The sequence below is a fragment of the Cognatishimia activa genome, assembly GCF_017798205.1.
In the GTDB taxonomy this organism is placed as follows: domain Bacteria; phylum Pseudomonadota; class Alphaproteobacteria; order Rhodobacterales; family Rhodobacteraceae; genus Cognatishimia; species Cognatishimia activa_A.
The window spans coordinates 1-17,873 of the sequence record NZ_CP060010.1; the positions used below are offsets into that span (position 1 = coordinate 1).

The following is a 17,873-nucleotide window of genomic DNA, read 5'->3' on the forward strand; positions in this document are numbered from 1 at the left end:
ATGACCGACGGTCAGTTTTCTTCCACTCACCCCAAGAACCCACCCACCACGGAAGATGAACGGTTTCTCTGGCTTCGTCTCTTGCGCTCAAGACGGGTTGGACCGGCTACTTTTCACCGGCTGATGGGTGAATATGGGTCGGCACAAGCCGCGCTATCCGTTTTGCCTGAGATCGCGGCCGAAGCCGGGGTGGACGACTATAGTATCTGTCCCGAGGGCGTCATTGAGGCGGAACTTAAGGCTGCGCGCAAAGCGAAGGCGCAGTTGATATGCTTTGGCGATCCCGACTATCCGAAACCGCTTTATGATCTAGGCGACGCGCCCCCTCTATTGTGGGCACGTGGCGATATTGGGCTTTTACATCGCGAGGCGATTGCTCTGGTCGGTGCGCGCAATGCGTCGTCTTTGGGCTGTCGCATGGCGTGCAGCTTGTCGCTGGAACTTGGCCAAAAGGCGCAGGTGATCGTCAGCGGTTTGGCCCGTGGCATCGATGCCGCGGCTCATGAAGCCGCTTTAAAAACCGGAACAATAGCGGTTTTTGGCGGTGGCGTGGACAGGATCTACCCCGCCGAAAACAAGACTTTGGCCGAGGATATCCTGAAACAAGGACTGATCCTGTCCGAGCAGCCTATGGGCTTGCAGCCACAAGCGCGACATTTTCCGGCGCGCAACCGGATCATCTCGGGGCTAACCCGCGCGGTTGTCGTTGTTGAGGCCGCCGCCAAGTCAGGATCTCTGATCACTGCGCGCAATGCGCTTGATCAGGGGCGTGACGTGCTTGCGGTCCCCGGTCACCCCTTTGATGCACGTGCCGCGGGGTGCAATATTCTAATCCGGGACGGCGCGACTTTGGTGCGCAATGCCGAAGACATTATTGAAGAACTCGCAATTCCCGAGCCTGTGCAACCAGATCTACCACTGGCAGACGAAGGCCAGGACAGCCTGAGCGACTCAGCAAAACTGCACGACAAGATCCTCAATCGATTGGGGCCGATCCCCCTGGCCGAGGACCAGTTGATCTTTGATCTAAAGTCCAAGGCGAAATCACTAGCCCCTGCCTTGTCCACACTCGAGTTACACGGGAAAATCCTGCGTCGCGCAGGTGGGCTCTTGTCTCGGCGGTGATGTCAAACTACATGCCGTCAAAGCCTGCGGCGCGGGTCCGGTTTTCCAGTGGTCATTGACAATGCCCCCTTCCACCGCACATCTTCTGCCGCCATAAGGCCAAGAAAAACGAGTCTTGAGGAGTCGAGAATTAAGCATGCCCGTCGTTGTCGTCGAATCCCCGGCAAAAGCCAAAACTATCAATAAATACTTGGGGTCTGACTACACGGTACTCGCCTCTTATGGCCACGTGCGAGACCTGCCTCCGAAGGACGGATCGGTCGACACGGACAATGATTTCGCCATGACATGGGAGGTCGGAAACGACAGCCGCAAACATGTCAAAGCCATCGCGGACGCTCTGAAAGACGACAACAACCTGATCCTCGCGACCGACCCCGATCGCGAAGGAGAGGCGATTTCTTGGCACCTCGAAGAGGCTCTGCGCAAACGTCGCGCCATTAAGAAAGACACCCCTGTGTCGCGCGTCGTGTTCAACGCGATCACTAAGTCGGCTGTGACCGAAGCAATGCAGAACCCGCGTCAGGTCGACGAGCCTCTGGTTGAGGCCTATCTGGCGCGTCGTGCTTTGGATTATCTGGTAGGTTTCAAGCTTTCGCCGGTTCTGTGGCGCAAGCTGCCGGGTGCGCGCTCTGCTGGGCGTGTTCAGTCGGTATGCCTGCGTCTGATCGTTGAGCGCGAAGAAGAAATCGAAGCCTTTAACGCGCAGGAATACTGGTCCGTGCGTGCTTTGCTGCAAACCCCACGCGGCAAGGATTTTGAAGCGCGTCTGACAGTGCTCGGCGGTCAGAAACTTGACCGCATGTCGCTCAAGGACAGCACGGCCGCGGAACTTGCAGTTCAGGCCGTAACCTCCCGCAATCTCTCGGTAAAATCGGTCGAAGCGAAGCCCGCGACGCGCAATCCGTCCGCACCGTTCATGACCTCGACCCTGCAGCAGGAGGCCAGCCGCAAATTCGGCATGGGCGCACGGCAGTGTATGAACACGGCGCAGCGCCTTTATGAGGCAGGTCTGATCACTTACATGCGGACCGACGGCATCGACATGGCTCCTGAGGCCGTTATGGCGACACGCGACACGATCAAAGATCGCTATGGCGAAGAGTACATCCCGAAATCGCCACGGATGTACAAAAACAAAGCCAAGAACGCGCAGGAAGCCCACGAATGTATCCGCCCGACGGATATGAATAAAGACGCGAGCCAGATTAAGGTCAGCGAACCGGATCAGCGCAAACTTTACGATCTGATCTGGAAACGCACCATCGCCTGCCAGATGGAAGCCGCGCGGCTTGAACGTACCACGGTCGATATCGCCTCTGACGACGGGCAAGTCGAGCTGCGCGCCACCGGTCAGGTCGTTATGTTTGACGGCTTTATGAAGGTCTATGAAGAGGGCCGCGACGACGTTCAAGACGACGACGACAAGCGCCTGCCTCAGATCATGCAGGGCGAAGCGGCGGTGTTCTCACCGAAAGGCCTCGCGGATCAATTCAACAAAGCTGCCGGTCGCGAAGGCGATGTGATCGAAGCGACCCGCGCGGACAATGCAATCCTGTCTGACAATGCGGGCGTTCTGGCTCTGCAGCACCACACGCAACCGCCGCCCCGCTACACCGAGGCAACGCTGGTCAAGCGGATGGAAGAGTTGGGCATCGGACGTCCGTCCACCTACGCATCGGTCATCACAACGATCCAAGACCGCGAGTATGTACGCAAGGACAAGAACCGCCTCTTCCCCGAGGAAAAAGGGCGGATCGTCACGATCTTCCTCATGAACTTCTTCCGCAAGTACGTAGGATATGAGTTCACGGCGAACCTTGAAGAGAGCCTGGATGATGTTTCGGCCGGCGATCAGGACTATAAAGAAGTCCTCGCGACCTTCTGGCGAGATTTCTCGGCAGCCATTGCGGAAACCAGCGATCTGCGGGTGTCAGAGGTTCTTGATAAACTCGACGCAGCCCTTGCCCCGCAGCTTTATCCGCCGCGCGAGGACGGGTCAGATCCACGCATTTGCCCGAAATGTGGTACTGGCCAGCTCCATCTCAAAACCTCACGTACTGGCGGTTTTGTCGGCTGCGGCAACTATCCGGAATGCCGATATACACGCCCGCTGAATGGTGACTCTGATGACACGGGCGATGTGATCCTCGGTCAGGACGAGCACGAGAATGATATCCTGCTGCGTAAGGGCCGCTTTGGTCCCTATGTGCAGCGCGGTGAAATCACCGAAGACAACAAGAAACCTGACCGCTCCTCCCTGCCCAAAGGCTGGGACGCGGCGGCGATGGATCTGGAAAAGGCGCTTACGCTTTTGTCCCTGCCCCGCGCAATTGGTCTGCACCCAGAGGGCGGCGAGATCACCTCGAACTTTGGGCGTTTCGGCCCCTATGTGATGCACCAACTGCCGGATGAGGCAAAGCCTGTCTACGCTAACCTCAAAGATCCCAATGACGTCTTTGAAATCGGCATGAACCGTGCGGTTGAACTTTTGGCTGAGAAACGCGCTAACCCCGGGCGGCGCGGGTCGGCAGCAGCCGCGAAACCGTTGCGTGAGATGGGCGAACACCCAGATGGTGGCGCCATGAACATTATGGACGGTCGGTACGGGCCTTATGTGAAATGGGAAAAGGTCAATGCGACCCTGCCCAAGGACGTTGAGCCCAAGGATGTGACTGTCGAAATGGCGATTGAGCTGGTCAATGAAAAGGCGGCCAAGAAGGGTACGCGCAAAAAGACCACCAAAAAGACGACCAAGAAAAAAACCACCGCGAAATAACATAGGCCGGGAGATGTCCCGGCCTTTTCATTTTTCAGTCGTTGCGCGCCATGATAAGTTGCAGCCGCTTCACTTCGCGGATCACTCGGTCGGCCTGAAGCTGCGGCATCAGGCTCAGCTTAAGCTGCGTTGCCATCAGGATCAGGACGCCGCCACTGACGCCCCATTTCACCGCCAAGATCGCCTCGGTCGCGCCAAAAAACTGAACCGCGCAATAAAGCCCGACCGCAAAGAGCGCGATCTGCACAATCATCACAACCCAAGTGACCCAGCCCAGCTTGCCGCCAAACTGCGACAGCCCCAGCTGGAACCAGCCAAGCTCTTGCGTCTCGCGCAGGATCTCACTGTCTTGCCCTTTCAGAGCATCTTCGATCATACGATCAAGGTCATTTTTGCTAGACATCTAAGTCTCCTTTCAATGCGTCTTTCAGCGACATGCGCGCCACAGAAAGGCGCGATTTCACCGTGCCCACCGGCACATCCAGCGAGACGGCCACCTCGGCTAGGCTCATGTCTTCTAGGTAGAACAGCGCAATGGCCGCGCGCTGGGGTGTTGGCAAGGCGTCTATGGCTTGGCGAAGGATCTGTGCCTCTTCGTTCAGATCGACTTCACAGCTGTCCTCAATAAGAGGCGCAATCTCGCGTTTGGCGTCCTGGACCCGAAGGCGTTTTTCTATGATCCTGTAGCAGCATCGAGATACGATCCGAGTAGCCCAAGCCGGAAAGGCCGCCACGTCTTTCAGCTTATGCAGGTCGCGAAAGATCTGCACCCAAGCGTCTTGCACAGCGTCCTGCGCCTCGTCTTTGCCGTTCAGCAACCGCGCCGCATGCACCAAGAGGCGAGGTCCGCGAAGGCGCACCAGATCAGCCATTGCCGCGGGTCGCCCAAGGCGCGCTTCGATCACCAAAAACTCTTCTAAGGCGCGGCGTTTGCCGGTCATGTTTTGCCCTTTCCTGGCCAACTATCCTATAGTGCGCGTGATCGGGCAAAAGGTTCGGTGCGGTGGTGAAAAAAACGCCTCTAGCGGTAAGTCCGTAGTAATACCGGACGCCCCTGTATGCGTTGACTTAAAGCAAGGCAAAATTCAAAAACACGCCAAATGGAATTGGGAGACATCCATGAAAAAAATCTATGCAAATGCGGCGGAGGCGTTGGATGGCCTCTTGCATGACGGCATGTTTATTGCCGCCGGAGGCTTTGGTCTCTGCGGTATTCCGGAACTGCTTTTGGACGCGATCAAAGACGCGGGCACCAAGGATCTGACATTTGCGTCCAACAACGCGGGCGTGGATGACTTTGGCATCGGCATTTTGTTACAGACCAAGCAAGTTAAGAAGATGATCAGCTCTTACGTAGGTGAGAACGCGGAGTTCATGCGCCAGTATCTGTCTGGAGAGCTGGAGCTGGAGTTTAACCCTCAGGGCACTCTGGCCGAGCGTATGCGCGCCGGCGGCGCAGGCATCCCGGGCTTTTTCACCCGCACTGGCGTGGGCACCGTGATCGCCGAAGGCAAGATGGAGAAGCAATTCCCAACGGGCCAAGATGGTGCCATGGAAGACTACATCATGGAAGAAGGCATCTTTGCGGATCTGTCGATCGTAAAGGCTTGGAAAGCGGATGAAACCGGCAACCTGATCTTCCGCAAAACCGCGCGCAACTTTAACGCGCCAGCGGCAACCTGCGGCAAAATCTGTATCGCTGAGGTCGAAGAGATCGTTCCAACCGGTTCGCTTGACCCGGACGCGATCCACCTGCCAGGCATCTACGTGCATCGCATCATACAGGGCGATCACGAGAAGCGCATCGAACAACGTACAACACGCAAGCGGGAGGACGCATAATGCCTTGGGATCGTAACCAAATGGCGGCCCGCGCCGCGCAAGAACTGCAAGACGGTTGGTATGTGAACCTGGGCATCGGTATCCCGACGCTCGTGTCCAACTACATCCCAGAGGGCGTCGAAGTGACGCTTCAGTCTGAAAACGGCATGCTGGGCATGGGCCCTTTCCCTTACGAGGGCGAAGAGGATGCAGACCTGATCAACGCAGGCAAGCAGACCATCACCGAACTGCCTCAGACCGCCTATTTTGACTCTGCGCAATCCTTTGCGATGATCCGCGGTGGCAAGATCGCTATGGCAATCCTGGGCGCGATGGAAGTGGCGGAGAACGGCGACCTGGCGAACTGGATGATCCCAGGCAAACTGGTCAAAGGCATGGGCGGCGCTATGGATCTAGTCGCGGGTGTTGGCCGCGTGGTCGTAGTCATGGATCACGCCAACAAGCACGGCCAGTCCAAAGTTCTGAAAGAATGCACCCTGCCGCTGACTGGCAAAGGCGTTGTGGACCGCATCATCACGAACCTCGGTGTTCTGGATGTTGTCGAAGGCGGTTTGAAGATTGTCGAGTGCGCCGACGGCGTCACCGAAGAAGAGCTGCGCGCGGCAACTGAGGCGACCCTGGTCGACTAAGTCATTTTGACATGAATTTGGAAAAACCCGGCCTTGCGCCGGGTTTTTTTTGTTTTGTTGGCCTGGGAGCGAACAGACGATCAGAAATCTGCTTTGTGACGCTTGGTAGTGACGCGGCAATAAACAGGTGGCCTCTTCTTATCTACGCGCAAACTGTGTCCTTGGCTTGCGGGGCCAACCAGTGCATTCTGCCGCCATGAATATTTCAGAACTTGCCTACCAGCACGCCCCGATCGGGATGTGCATGCTGGACAAACGCCGCATCCATGCCGCCAACAGAGCCTTTGGTGAGATGTTTGGAATCGAGCCCGAAAATTGCTCCGGCAAATCCATCGCCGAGTTTTATGCCAGCCAGGAAGACTTCGAGAGCTTTGGCGAAAAAGTACGCGCCGCCATGGAGGACACAGGGCGCTACAACGACGAACGCATCATGCGCCGCGCCGACGGGAGCCTGTTTTGGTGTCGCGTGCGAGGCAAGTCGCTTTCCCCGGACAACCCGTTTCAAAGCGGGGTTTGGACATTTGCAGACCTGTCAGATGAACGCCCTGTCGTCGAACTCACCCAACGCGAGCGCGAGGTGGCGATCCTGACATGCCGGGGCCAGACCTCAAAAGAAATCGGGCTAGAGCTGAACCTAAGCTACCGCACTGTAGAAGAGTACCGCGCGCGGCTTCTGCGCAAGTTCGGGGCCCGCAAATTGGCCGAATTGGTCGCGAAACTTTCTGGCATGCCGCTGTGATTTTCCGCATGATCTTTAGGGGATGGATCGAAAATCGTTAACCTAGGGTAAGAAATGCGGTGTTTTCCCCGTTCCCCGAGCTTTTCCTTGGCTTTCTGATAGCCTATATACAGCCGTTAGGGAAAACCAAACAGACGCGCAGCTGTCGCGCATCAGAGGATATATTATGAGCAAGAAGACCCACGACGCGGACGTCTCCTTTATTCAGGCGCTGGCCGAATTGCTTGAGAAAAACGATCTGACCGAACTCGAAGTGATGCGCGAATACGGCGACAACGACAGCATGAATGTGCGTGTCAGCCGTCAAAAAGAAGTCGTCGCCATGGCGGCCCCTGCCCCGGTTGCAGCTGCTCCGGTTGCAGCGCCCGCGGCACCGGCAGCTCCTGCAGCTGCGGCACCCGCAGCACCTGCGGCCAGCAACGAGGATCCGGCAAGCCATCCGGGCGCTGTGACCTCTCCGATGGTCGGCACATGCTATCTGCAGCCAGAGCCCGGCGCGCCTGCGTTTATCACCGTGGGGGCTCAGGTGGCCGAAGGTCAGACCATCCTGATCATCGAAGCAATGAAAACCATGAACCAGATCCCTGCGCCAAAAGCAGGCACCATCAAGCGCATTCTTGTTGAGGACGGCGGCACGGTTGAGTTCGGCGCGCCTCTGGTCATCATCGAATAAGGTATTCGCGATGTTTGATAAAATCCTCATCGCCAACCGCGGAGAAATCGCCCTTCGCGTGATCCGCGCGTGCCGCGAGATGGGCATCAAGTCGGTCGCGGTGCATTCCACCGCAGATGCCGACGCAATGCACGTGCGTATGGCAGACGAAGCGATCTGTGTCGGCCCAAATGCGGGTGCTGACAGCTATCTTAATATGGCGTCCATCATCGCAGCCTGCGAAGTCACTGGCGCGCAGGCGATCCACCCAGGCTATGGCTTTCTGTCTGAAAACGCACGGTTCGTGGAAATCGTCGAAGACCACGGTCTGACCTTCATCGGCCCGAGCGCCGCTGACATCAGCACCATGGGCGACAAGATCACCGCCAAAGACACCGCCAAGAAGCTGGGCATCCCAGTGGTTCCGGGGTCCGAAGGTGGCGTTCCAGATCTGGCAGCCGCCAAAACGATCGGCGAAGACTTCGGCTATCCTGTTATCGTCAAAGCCACCGCCGGTGGCGGCGGGCGCGGCATGAAGGTCGCGTTGACCGCAGATGATATGGAAGAGGCCTTTGGCACCGCGCGTTCCGAGGCGAAAGCGGCATTTGGCAACGACGAAGTCTATATCGAGAAATACCTCACCACGCCGCGTCATATCGAGATTCAGGTCTTTGGCGACGGTCAGGGTAACGGCGTCCATTTGGGCGAGCGCGACTGTTCTTTGCAGCGTCGCCACCAAAAAGTCTTTGAAGAGGCCCCCGGCCCCTGCATCACCCCAGAAGAACGCGCCTATATCGGCAAGGTCTGTGCTGATGCGGTTGCCGAAATGGGCTATCGCGGGGCTGGCACTGTCGAATTCCTCTACGAGAACGGCGAGTTCTATTTCATCGAGATGAACACCCGTTTGCAGGTGGAACACCCTGTTACCGAAAGCATTTTCGGTGTGGACCTCGTGCGCGAACAGATACGTGTTGCGGCCGGTATGCCTCTGTCCTTCACGCAGGATGACCTTGAGATCAACGGTCACTCGATTGAGGTACGGATCAACGCGGAAACCTTCCCAGGTTTCGCGCCTCGTCCGGGCAAGATCAGTCATTACCACGCGCCGGGCGGCCTTGGCGTCCGCATGGACAGCGCACTTTATGATGGCTATTCCATCCCGCCCTACTACGACAGCCTCATCGGCAAACTGGTCGTACATGGTCGCGACCGTCCAGAGGCCTTGGCACGTCTGCACCGTGCCCTTGGCGAGCTGATCGTGGATGGGGTTGAGACCACTGTGCCTCTGTTCCACGCCCTTCTGGAAGAAGCTGACATCCATTCTGGTGACTACAATATTCACTGGCTGGAGAAGTGGCTGGACGCCAACTACGGCGCCTAACGCCGCGCCATGAGCCGCCAAGAGATCACCCCCGATCTATTGATGCAGGCCTATGCCATGGGCATCTTTCCCATGTCCGAACATAAAGACGACCCGGAAATTTTCTGGGTCGATCCGAAACAAAGGGGGATCCTGCCACTTGGTCGCTTTCATATCTCGCGCAGCTTGGCCAAAGCGTTGCGGCGTGGGGATTACGAGGTGACGCTTAACCGCGATTTCGAAGGTGTATTGGATGCCTGCGCGGACCGTCCTGATACCTGGATAAACGACAGAATTCGCAGCCTTTACATTGACTTACACCAGAAATCTCAGGCCCATTCGCTCGAAGTCTGGCGCGAGGGCCGCTTGATCGGGGGCGTCTATGGCGTCGCCCTAGGCGCTGCGTTTTTCGGCGAAAGCATGTTTTCGCGCGCAACCAATGGTTCAAAAATCGCGCTCGCCTTTCTGACAACGCATCTACGAAATTGCGGCTACACACTCTTTGACACGCAATTCATCACAGACCATTTGGCCAGCCTTGGGGCGAAGGAAATCCCCCGCGCCGACTATCAATTCCTGTTGAAAGACGCCATTCATCGGCGCGCAGACATCACAGGCGCTCAGTTGCCAGATGTCTCTTCTGTACTGGCGTCCGCGACAGCCGCATCCACCTGACAGCGCAGCACCCAAACGTCAAACCGCGCGTGATCCATCGCGTTCAACGCAGGAGACGACGCAATCATCCAACCTTGGAACACAGGGGCTGAAGTGTTCGCCTCTTCAACAATGGTCAGATAGGCATAGGCTTCGCCCGTTGCATTGTCGTCAGGGTGGCGGCATTCCGTCAGACCAATCCGCAAATACCCAAAGGCTTCGGATTGCCCGTCAGACAGCGTGATATCCCGCACTTCACCGGTGGTTTTGTCCAAAGCCCGCAGATCAACGCCCGAGCCTTTGACCGCGCGAACCTCTTCGGTGATTTCCTCAAACAGAGACGCGCCACGCAGGAAGACATCGCTGTCAGTTTCCGTGATGAACCCGGTTTCACCGTCCACCGGATCATCCAGAGATTCGACAATGATTTCCTGAGCTTGCGCCGACGCCGCCGACAAGATTCCAGCCAAAATGGCCGCTTTTACAGAACGCAAAGCGCTCATTCCTCGCCACCGCTGACAAAGCGCATCAGCAAGGACACAAGGCTAACGGCACCCTGAGTATCGATGATCTCGGAGCCCGGTTCCAGGTTAAAGGGTGAGCCACCCGGCAGAACCTCGACGAAATTCCCGCCGAGCAAGCCTTCTGACGAAATCACAATCGCAGAGTCATCTGGCAGAAGAATACCCTCTTGCACATTCACAGTCGTATTGGCCCGAAACGTCACCGGATCCAATTCGATCCCCGTTACCGTGCCAACCTTAACGCCCGCCAGCCGCACATCGCTGCCAACACTCACGCCCTCAATCGAGCGGAAGGACGCGCTGAGCTCATAGCCAGAGCCGCCTGAGCCAAAGCTCGCAACCTGCCCCATATAGGCAGCAAACCCGATCGCAGCGGCCAGAACCAGCCCGCCAACGGCAATCTCAGTACGTTGCGTAGAGGAGGACATGACCCGATCCTATTCCGGAGACCACGCGTCGTAGTCGCTGCGCTCTACCGGCGCTTTGGACCGGATCGATCCCGCCGGTGCATAGGCCATCATCGTGCCCGTCAGGTTTTCCTGATGCGGCTGCTCCCATGATTTTTTCGGCAGTGGTTTCTCGCTTGGCAGCTCGTCAAAAGTGCGGTGCAACCAACCGTGCCAGTCAGGCCCAATACGGCTTGCCTCGGCCTCGCCGTTGTAGATCACCCAGCGTTTGCTGTCATTCTTGGTACGGTAATAGACATTGCCCTGATCGTCTTCGCCAACCTTCTCACCCTTGCGCCAGGTAAAGATCCGCGTGTTCAGCGTCTGGCCGTTCCACCAGGTCACGGCGCTAAGAAGCGTGTTCACAATGCCCATATGTGCCTCCTAAGTTCGTGATCTCTATGCCCCATTCCCCATCAAAGGTCCAGTCTTTGAACACGGACAGGCAAAGCTACGCCACGCGGGTTTCATCTTGCCAAAAATACTCAAATCGGAACGCTTGTTTCGCAAAAGCGCGGCCTATCGGGAATAACCCCGCGTTTTCCCCGTAAAACCTTTATTTCACTGGCCTAAATTGTAACAGCACTGTAAATGCCACCCAAGCCACAGCCAACCGGAGCCAAGCCGTTGCTAGATATCACGACGAAACTGTCAGACCACTATGATCTTGCACCGAATCCAGACCTCGCCGCGTCCATGGCCGACATCTATGACCGGATGGACCGCGTCGTCAGCCCTGCCGACTGGGCGATCTATGCGCCCTACGTCAAGGCGATCAACGATCTGAAACGCGAGCGCAATGCGGTTGTTTTGGCCCACAACTATATGACGCCGGAAATCTTCCACGGCATTTCCGATGTCTCAGGCGACAGCTTGCAGTTGGCGATTGAGGCCACCAAAGTCGACGCCGACGTGATCGTCCAATGCGGCGTGCATTTCATGGCCGAGACTTCAAAGATCCTAAGCCCAGAGAAAACCGTTCTCATGCCGGATATGAGCGCAGGTTGCTCGCTTGCGGAATCCATCACCGCTGAGGGCGTCGAAGAAATGCGCGCCAAATATCCCGGCGCGCCTGTGGTCAGCTATGTGAACACGACCGCTGAGGTGAAAGCCGCCTCTGACATCTGCTGCACCAGCTCTAATGCGGTGCAAATCGTGGATGCGATGGAGAGCGACACCGTCATCATGACCCCAGACCAGTATCTGGCGCAGAATGTGGCGAACCAGTCCAAGAAGAAAGTCGTCTTCTGGGAAGGCTCCTGCATCGTCCACGAGCTCTATACAGCGGACGATTTGAAGGCCTACCGCGAGTATGACCCCGAGGTGAAAATCATTGCGCACCCGGAATGTACCCCGGCCGTTGTGGCCGAGTCCGACTTCACCGGATCGACCTCTGGCATCATCAAATGGGTGCATGACAACAAGCCCAAAAAGGCGATGCTGATCACCGAATGCTCGATGGCCTCCAACATCGCTGACGAGCTGCCAGAGGTTGACTTCGCCAAGCCCTGCAACATGTGCCCCTACATGAAGAAGATCTCTTTGGAAAAGGTTCTATATGTGCTGCACACGATGGAAAACCAGGTCGAAGTTGACGCGGATGTCGCTGAAAAGGCGCGACTTTCCGTGCAGCGCATGATCGACCTGTCTCAGAAACTGGGCCTCTAAGCACCTTATGCAAGAGATCAAAACAGATCGGGTTGTGATCGTCGGCGCAGGCCTCGGCGCGCTTTATGCGGCGCTGAAACTGGCCCCGACACCGGTCGTGATGATCTCTCCTGAACCTTTGGGCGAAGGCGCAAGTTCTGCATGGGCGCAGGGCGGCGTGGCGGCGGCAATGGCCGATCAGGACAGCCCAGAATCCCACGCAGAAGATACGCTAAGCGCAGGCGCAGGCACAGTTGATGCCGACGTCGCCCGCATGGTTACGCGTGAGGCGCGCGATCATATTCTGGATCTGACGACGCTCGGCACCCCCTTTGATCGCACCGAGGACGGCGGCTATGTGCTCTCGCGCGAGGCTGCCCATTCCTACGCCCGCGTGGTGCGTGTGAAAGGCGATCAGGCAGGCGCTGAAATTATGGCCGCCCTGATCGAAGAAGTCCGCGAAACCCCGTCAATTCAAGTGCTTGAGGGCACTATGGCTGTGTCACTCGACACCGAGGACGGCGCGGTCACAGGCGTTGCGATCACGCAGAGTGACGCGGATCGCTCGGCTTCGATCATGCTGCGTGGGGCGGCTTACCTTTTGGCGGGCGGTGGCTCTGGCGGGCTTTATGCACTGACGACCAATCCGCATCGCATTCGCGGTCAGGTCATCGGCATGGCGGCGCGCGCGGGTGCCGTGATCGCTGATGCCGAATTCGTCCAATTCCACCCAACAGCCATGGATGTTGGAGAAGACCCCGCCCCCTTGGCCACCGAGGCTCTACGCGGCGAAGGTGCGACGCTGATCAACAAGGACGGCGAGCGCTTCATGCTCGCAGTCCACCCCGATGCAGAACTCGCACCCCGCGATATCGTCGCCCGTGCGGTCTTTGCGCAGCATCAGGCAGGCAATCGTCCGATGCTTGATACTCGCGAGGCGATTGGGGCTGAAATCATCGACCTCTTCCCATCCGTGGCGGAATACTGCGCGCGCAATGGCATTGATCCGGTGACGCAGCCGATCCCCGTGGCCCCTGCTGCGCATTATCACATGGGCGGGATTGCGACCGATGCCGAAGGCCGCGCGAGCCTTGGCAACCTGTGGGTTTGCGGTGAGGCGAGCTCGACGGGCCTGCATGGGTCGAACCGCTTGGCCTCTAACGGATTGCTTGAAGCCTTGGTCTATGCGCGCATCTGCGCTGAGGGCATCAAGGCGCGGACGGATGAGACGCAAGCCGCTGAAATTAATATGGATTTCAAAGGCACAGCAAATGCGCCGGAAGCCGACGACGTGACACGACTTCGGTCCACGTTGTCCAACAATGTCGGCGTCATCCGCGACGCAAAAGGCCTCGCCGAGGCGTTGAACACCCTGCAAGACATCGAAGCAAACGCCCAAAGCGAGAGCCTGTTGAACATGTGCGCAACAGCCACCCTGATCGCCGCCTGCGCCTTTGTGCGCGACGAATCCCGCGGGGCTCACGCGCGATCTGATTTCCCCGACCCTATGCCGGGACCCGGAAAGCGTTCTAAAATGACCCTATCTGAGGCGCGCGCCATCCGCGCCCGCGTCACCGCCAAAACCGAGGACCCCTCATGAGTTTCGCCACCGTCCCCGATCTAATCCTGGAACCGATGGTTAAAGCCGCCCTCATGGAAGACCTTGGCAGCTATGGCGATGTCACCACCCGCGCGGTGATACCTGCGGACACGACCTATGCGGCGCGGTTGAACGCCCGCGAGGACTGTGTGGTCTCGGGCATGCAGATCGCAGCATTGGCGTTTCGTCTGGTCGATCCTTCGCTCGAAATCAAAACACGCGTCGGGGATGGGGAAAGTGCCGAAAAAGGCACGACGCTGATGGAAATCAAAGGCTCTGCGGCCTCGATCCTCTCGGCTGAACGTGTGGCTCTGAACTACACCGGCCGTTTGACCGGCATCGCGACCAAAACCGCGAGCTTTGTTGCCGAGGCCAAGGGCACCAACGCTCGCGTCACCTGCACGCGCAAAACCACGCCGAATATGCGCTTGGCGGAAAAGCTCGCTGTGCTGCATGGCGGAGGCCACAACCACCGCTACTCACTGTCGGATGCGATTCTGATCAAAGACAACCACATCGCCGCCGCCGGTGGGGTAAGACAGGTGCTCGAGGCCACCAAACGTCATGCCAGCCACATGATGGCAGTTGAAATCGAAGTCGACCGTCTGGATCAGCTGGAAGAGGTTCTGGCGACGGGTGGCGCCTCGGTTGTACTCTTGGATAATATGGACAATGATCAGCTGCGCGAGGCGGTTGGGATGGTCAATGGCGCGATGAAGACCGAGGCTTCGGGCAATGTGAAACTTGACCGGATCAAGTCGATTGCGGCGACGGGTGTGGATTACATCAGCTCGGGTGCACTGACTCATTCAGCGCGCACGATTGATCTGGGATTGGATTTCTAAAGAGGCCCCTCATCGGTCGAGGCCTCGCCCTCTTCGTTTAAAACGCGTCGGGTTTCGCTTCGCGCGCCATGTGGTCGAGCACAGCGTTTACGAAATTGCTTTCTTTGCCTTCCGGGAAGAAAGCCTGCGCGACCTGCACGAATTCCACGATGACCACTTTCGGAGGCGTCTCTGTCTGGGTCAGCTCTGCCCCCGCTGCGCGGAACAGCGCGCGCAAAGTGCTGTCGATCCGACCCAACGGCCATTTTGCCACCAGCGCGCGATCCGTCATCTGATCCACCAGCGCCTGATGGTTCACCGCCTGCTCCAGCAGCTCGGAAAACAGCGCCACATCGCCCTCAAGCATCTCATAATCTTCGAAGACCTCGCCAAAACGGTGGTCCAGAAATTCAACCCGCACCTGATCAAAAGTCTGACCAGATTGCTCCATCTGATAGAGCGCCTGCACCGCGAAAAGACGGGCGGCGGACTTCATTTTGCGTTTTTGGTTGCCTGAGAGCTCAGAGGTCATGCGGTCGGGGTATCCTTTGTCGCGCCCGCGATTTTCAACTCGTCAGTGGCCGGAATAAATCCAACTCCCTTACGCGGGCCGCCCCATTTGCGCGAAAGCGCGATGAGATGCAAGGCCGCAGCGGCTGCTCCGCCGCCTTTATTTTGCTCTTTCGGATCCGCGCGGACTTCGGCTTGGGGCCGATTTTCCACAGTTAGGATGCCGTTGCCGATAGAAAGCCCTTGCAAACCAAGCAGTTGGATCGCGCGCGAGCTGTCGTTGCAGACCGTATCATAATGGGTGGTTTCGCCACGGATCACACAGCCCAAGGCCACAAATCCATCGAAATTCGCCATGCGACCTGCCATGCCAATGGCGGTTGGGATTTCCAAGGCGCCGGGGACTTCGACGATCTCGTAGGTGCCACCGCAGGCTTCGATTTCGGCCACAGCGCCCGCGACCATATTGTCGGCGATGTCCTTGTAGTAAGGCGACACGACGATCAGGATCTTCACCGGACGGTCAAACTCGGCGCGTGGCATGATGTAATGTTGTTCAGATCCGGCCATGATTTACTCCACTTCGATCGGGCGGGTGTCGGTGATTTCCAGCCCATAGGCCTCAAGGCCCAGATAGACGGCCTGCGGAGAATTTGTCAGCAAGACCAGCTTGTTCAATCCGAGTTTTGACAGGATCTGCGCGCCGATACCAATTTGTTTGACGGTGCGTGGGCCTTCGTCCTCTTCGACAAACAGACGGTTCTTCGGAGAGCGGAAGAGGCAGACAACCCCCCGTCCCTCGCGATCCACCGCTTCCATCGCCGAGCGCATTTCATCCGCGCGCTTTGCGCCAAGGCCGAGCATGTCTTTTTCGACTTTCAAAGCGTGGGTGCGCACCAGCACAGGTTCATCCGTCGTGATATCGCCTTTCACCAAGGCCACATGTTCCACGCCATGGGTTTGGTCGGTGAAAATATGCATGTCCCATTCGCCGCCGAATTCGGAATCTACGGTGCGGCGGTCGGTCAATTCGACGAGGTTGTCATTGCGGGAGCGATAAGAGATCAGGTCAGAAATCGTGCCGATCTTAAGCCCATGTTTACCAGCAAATTCAACAAGATCCGGCAGACGCGCCATCGTGCCGTCTTCGCGCATGATCTCGCAAATCACCGAGGCCGGATAGTGACCGGCAAGACGGCTGATGTCGCAGCCCGCTTCGGTATGCCCTGCCCGCACCAGAACACCACCTTTACGCGCGCGCAGAGGGAACACATGGCCCGGAGTCGCAATATCGGCGGGTCCGCATTGTTCGTTGATCGCGGTTGCGACAGTCAAAGCACGGTCGGCGGCGGAAATGCCTGTCGAGACGCCCTCGCGGGCCTCAATGGACACGGTAAAGGCCGTTTCATGGCGCGACGAGTTGTGCATCGCCATCATTGGCAGGCCCAGCTGGTCAATACGCTCGCTTGGAAGGGTCAGACAGATCAACCCGCGCCCGTGAGTGGCCATGAAATTCACTGCGGCGGCGTCTGCAAACCCCGCTGGGATCACCAGATCGCCTTCGTTCTCGCGGTCCTCATGGTCGACAAGCACGAACATACGCCCCTGACGGGCCTCTTCGATGATCTCTTCGATGGGGCTGATTGCATCGCGCAGAGACTGTTCGATGGGTCCGGGGCTTTCAAACGCCATGGGCTTGCCTTTCCAAAAATCCTGCCTCGGAAATAGCCTGATTAACGCGAAAATACCAGTGTAACAATTTCACCCCGCCCCAAAGCGCAAAAGGGCCGCCCCTTGGCGACCCCTCAAATTCCATTAGCAAAGACAGATGTTTACGACATGTCCTGCAGCCGCGCTACGTAGCGCGCGAGCGTATCAATTTCCAAATTGATTCTGTCGCCAACTGCCACATCGCCCCAGGTTGTCACCTCTTTGGTATGCGGGATAAAGTTGATTCCAAAGTCACAGCCCTCGACTTCGTTCACTGTCAGGGACGTGCCGTTCAAAGCAACAGAGCCCTTGGGCGCGATGTATTTCGCCAGAGCCTCAGGTGCGCGCAAAGTCACGCGCGTGCTGTCACCTTCGTCCTGCATTGCAATCACTTCGGCGACACCATCCACATGACCCGACACGATATGCCCGCCCAGCTCATCACCGACCTTCAACGCGCGCTCAAGGTTCACGCGCTTGCCAACAGTCCAGGCATCCAGATTGGTCTTCGACACAGTTTCTGCCGAGATCTCGACGTCATACCAGTCATCCCCCATCGCGATCACCGTCAAACAACAGCCATCGCTGGCAATCGAAGCGCCCATATCGATGGTCGAAATGTCATAAGACGTGCCAATCCGTGCCCGCAGATCGCCGCGCTTCTCAAGCTCTCGAATTTCGCCGATATCAGTGATGATGCCTGTGAACATGGTGTCTCTCGTGTTGCATTCCGGACTCAGACCTAAACAAGAGCGCGGCTCGGCACAAGATGCCATAGTTTGGCCACGAAAAACCGTTAACCTCTCTGAAAAACAAGTGCTATAGACTTAGG

General features: G+C 57.5%; 20 protein-coding genes. 11 read left to right on the plus strand and 9 right to left on the minus strand.

Annotation, left to right across the window (positions count from 1 at the left end):
- Positions 1–1,125, plus strand: a complete 1,125-nt coding sequence (gene dprA / locus HZ995_RS00005; RefSeq protein ID WP_209356657.1) for a DNA-processing protein DprA — start codon at positions 1–3, stop codon at positions 1,123–1,125.
- A gap of 136 nt (positions 1,126–1,261) precedes the next feature.
- Positions 1,262–3,904, plus strand: a complete 2,643-nt coding sequence (topA, locus tag HZ995_RS00010) for a type I DNA topoisomerase (protein ID WP_209356658.1) — start codon at positions 1,262–1,264, stop codon at positions 3,902–3,904.
- A gap of 34 nt (positions 3,905–3,938) precedes the next feature.
- Here topA and HZ995_RS00015 read toward each other — a convergent pair whose 3' ends face one another.
- Together HZ995_RS00015 and HZ995_RS00020 are read right to left on the minus strand one after the other, a co-directional pair.
- The gene (locus HZ995_RS00015) at positions 3,939–4,307 is read right to left on the minus strand and encodes a DUF6768 family protein (RefSeq protein WP_209356659.1); all 369 of its coding nucleotides are present in this window, start codon (positions 4,305–4,307) and stop codon (positions 3,939–3,941) included.
- The gene (locus tag HZ995_RS00020; protein ID WP_209356660.1) at positions 4,300–4,845 is read right to left on the minus strand and encodes an RNA polymerase sigma factor; all 546 of its coding nucleotides are present in this window, start codon (positions 4,843–4,845) and stop codon (positions 4,300–4,302) included. The genes HZ995_RS00015 and HZ995_RS00020 overlap by 8 nt, the downstream gene beginning before the upstream one ends.
- A 178-nt stretch (positions 4,846–5,023) precedes the next feature.
- Between HZ995_RS00020 and HZ995_RS00025 the strand changes: the two genes are divergently transcribed.
- The 6 genes from HZ995_RS00025 (at position 5,024) to aat (ending at position 9,801) form a co-directional block, all read left to right on the plus strand.
- Positions 5,024–5,746, plus strand: a complete 723-nt coding sequence (locus HZ995_RS00025) for a CoA transferase subunit A (protein ID WP_209356661.1) — start codon at positions 5,024–5,026, stop codon at positions 5,744–5,746.
- On the plus strand, positions 5,746–6,375 hold the full coding sequence (locus HZ995_RS00030) for a CoA transferase subunit B (protein ID WP_209356662.1): 630 nt from the start codon (positions 5,746–5,748) through the stop codon (positions 6,373–6,375). The genes HZ995_RS00025 and HZ995_RS00030 overlap by 1 nt, the downstream gene beginning before the upstream one ends.
- Positions 6,376–6,577: 202 nt before the next feature.
- On the plus strand, positions 6,578–7,114 hold the full coding sequence (locus tag HZ995_RS00035; RefSeq protein WP_209358101.1) for a LuxR family transcriptional regulator: 537 nt from the start codon (positions 6,578–6,580) through the stop codon (positions 7,112–7,114).
- A 166-nt stretch (positions 7,115–7,280) separates the two neighbouring features.
- Entirely contained in the window at positions 7,281–7,787 is a 507-nt protein-coding gene (gene accB, locus HZ995_RS00040; RefSeq protein ID WP_209356663.1) for an acetyl-CoA carboxylase biotin carboxyl carrier protein, read from the plus strand.
- A 10-nt stretch (positions 7,788–7,797) separates the two neighbouring features.
- Positions 7,798–9,147: an acetyl-CoA carboxylase biotin carboxylase subunit gene (gene accC, locus HZ995_RS00045; RefSeq protein ID WP_209356664.1), complete on the plus strand. Its 1,350-nt coding sequence runs from the start codon at positions 7,798–7,800 to the stop codon at positions 9,145–9,147.
- A gap of 9 nt (positions 9,148–9,156) precedes the next feature.
- Positions 9,157–9,801 (plus strand): leucyl/phenylalanyl-tRNA--protein transferase, encoded by a 645-nt coding sequence (gene aat / locus HZ995_RS00050; protein ID WP_209356665.1) that lies wholly within the window; start codon positions 9,157–9,159, stop codon positions 9,799–9,801.
- Here aat and HZ995_RS00055 read toward each other — a convergent pair.
- From HZ995_RS00055 to HZ995_RS00065, 3 genes are read right to left on the minus strand one after another with little or no spacing between them, the layout of a single operon-like run.
- On the minus strand, positions 9,747–10,283 hold the full coding sequence (locus HZ995_RS00055) for a DUF2155 domain-containing protein (protein WP_209356666.1): 537 nt from the start codon (positions 10,281–10,283) through the stop codon (positions 9,747–9,749). The genes aat and HZ995_RS00055 overlap by 55 nt on opposite strands.
- On the minus strand, positions 10,280–10,732 hold the full coding sequence (gene mlaD, locus HZ995_RS00060) for an outer membrane lipid asymmetry maintenance protein MlaD (RefSeq protein ID WP_209356667.1): 453 nt from the start codon (positions 10,730–10,732) through the stop codon (positions 10,280–10,282). The genes HZ995_RS00055 and mlaD overlap by 4 nt, the downstream gene beginning before the upstream one ends.
- A 9-nt stretch (positions 10,733–10,741) precedes the next feature.
- A complete protein-coding gene (locus HZ995_RS00065) occupies positions 10,742–11,125 on the minus strand; it encodes an NADH:ubiquinone oxidoreductase subunit NDUFA12 (RefSeq protein ID WP_209356668.1) in 384 nt (127 codons plus the stop codon).
- 216 nt (positions 11,126–11,341) lie between these two features.
- Here HZ995_RS00065 and nadA point away from each other — a divergent pair, with 216 nt between their 5' ends.
- Genes nadA through nadC form a run of 3 tightly spaced genes read left to right on the plus strand, consistent with a single transcriptional unit; the run spans position 11,342 to position 14,842 of the window.
- Positions 11,342–12,418, plus strand: coding sequence for a quinolinate synthase NadA (gene nadA / locus HZ995_RS00070; protein ID WP_209356669.1), 1,077 nt, complete (start codon positions 11,342–11,344; stop codon positions 12,416–12,418).
- A gap of 7 nt (positions 12,419–12,425) precedes the next feature.
- Complete coding sequence (locus tag HZ995_RS00075; protein WP_209356670.1) at positions 12,426–13,997, plus strand: L-aspartate oxidase; 1,572 nt, start codon at positions 12,426–12,428, stop codon at positions 13,995–13,997.
- A complete protein-coding gene (gene nadC / locus HZ995_RS00080; protein ID WP_209356671.1) occupies positions 13,994–14,842 on the plus strand; it encodes a carboxylating nicotinate-nucleotide diphosphorylase in 849 nt (282 codons plus the stop codon). Before HZ995_RS00075 ends, nadC begins: the two co-directional genes overlap by 4 nt.
- Before the next feature lie 37 nt (positions 14,843–14,879).
- On the opposite strand, the gene nusB is transcribed toward nadC, so the two are convergent.
- The 4 genes from nusB to HZ995_RS00100 all read right to left on the minus strand — a co-directional run bounded on the left by nusB (position 14,880) and on the right by HZ995_RS00100 (position 17,751).
- Positions 14,880–15,353: a transcription antitermination factor NusB gene (gene nusB / locus HZ995_RS00085; RefSeq protein ID WP_209356672.1), complete on the minus strand. Its 474-nt coding sequence runs from the start codon at positions 15,351–15,353 to the stop codon at positions 14,880–14,882.
- Complete coding sequence (locus HZ995_RS00090; protein ID WP_209356673.1) at positions 15,350–15,901, minus strand: 6,7-dimethyl-8-ribityllumazine synthase; 552 nt, start codon at positions 15,899–15,901, stop codon at positions 15,350–15,352. The genes nusB and HZ995_RS00090 overlap by 4 nt, the downstream gene beginning before the upstream one ends.
- Before the next feature lie 3 nt (positions 15,902–15,904).
- A complete protein-coding gene (gene ribB, locus HZ995_RS00095) occupies positions 15,905–17,023 on the minus strand; it encodes a 3,4-dihydroxy-2-butanone-4-phosphate synthase (protein ID WP_209356674.1) in 1,119 nt (372 codons plus the stop codon).
- Positions 17,024–17,163: 140 nt separating this feature from the next.
- A complete protein-coding gene (locus HZ995_RS00100; protein WP_209356675.1) occupies positions 17,164–17,751 on the minus strand; it encodes a riboflavin synthase in 588 nt (195 codons plus the stop codon).
- Positions 17,752–17,873 lie beyond the last annotated feature (122 nt).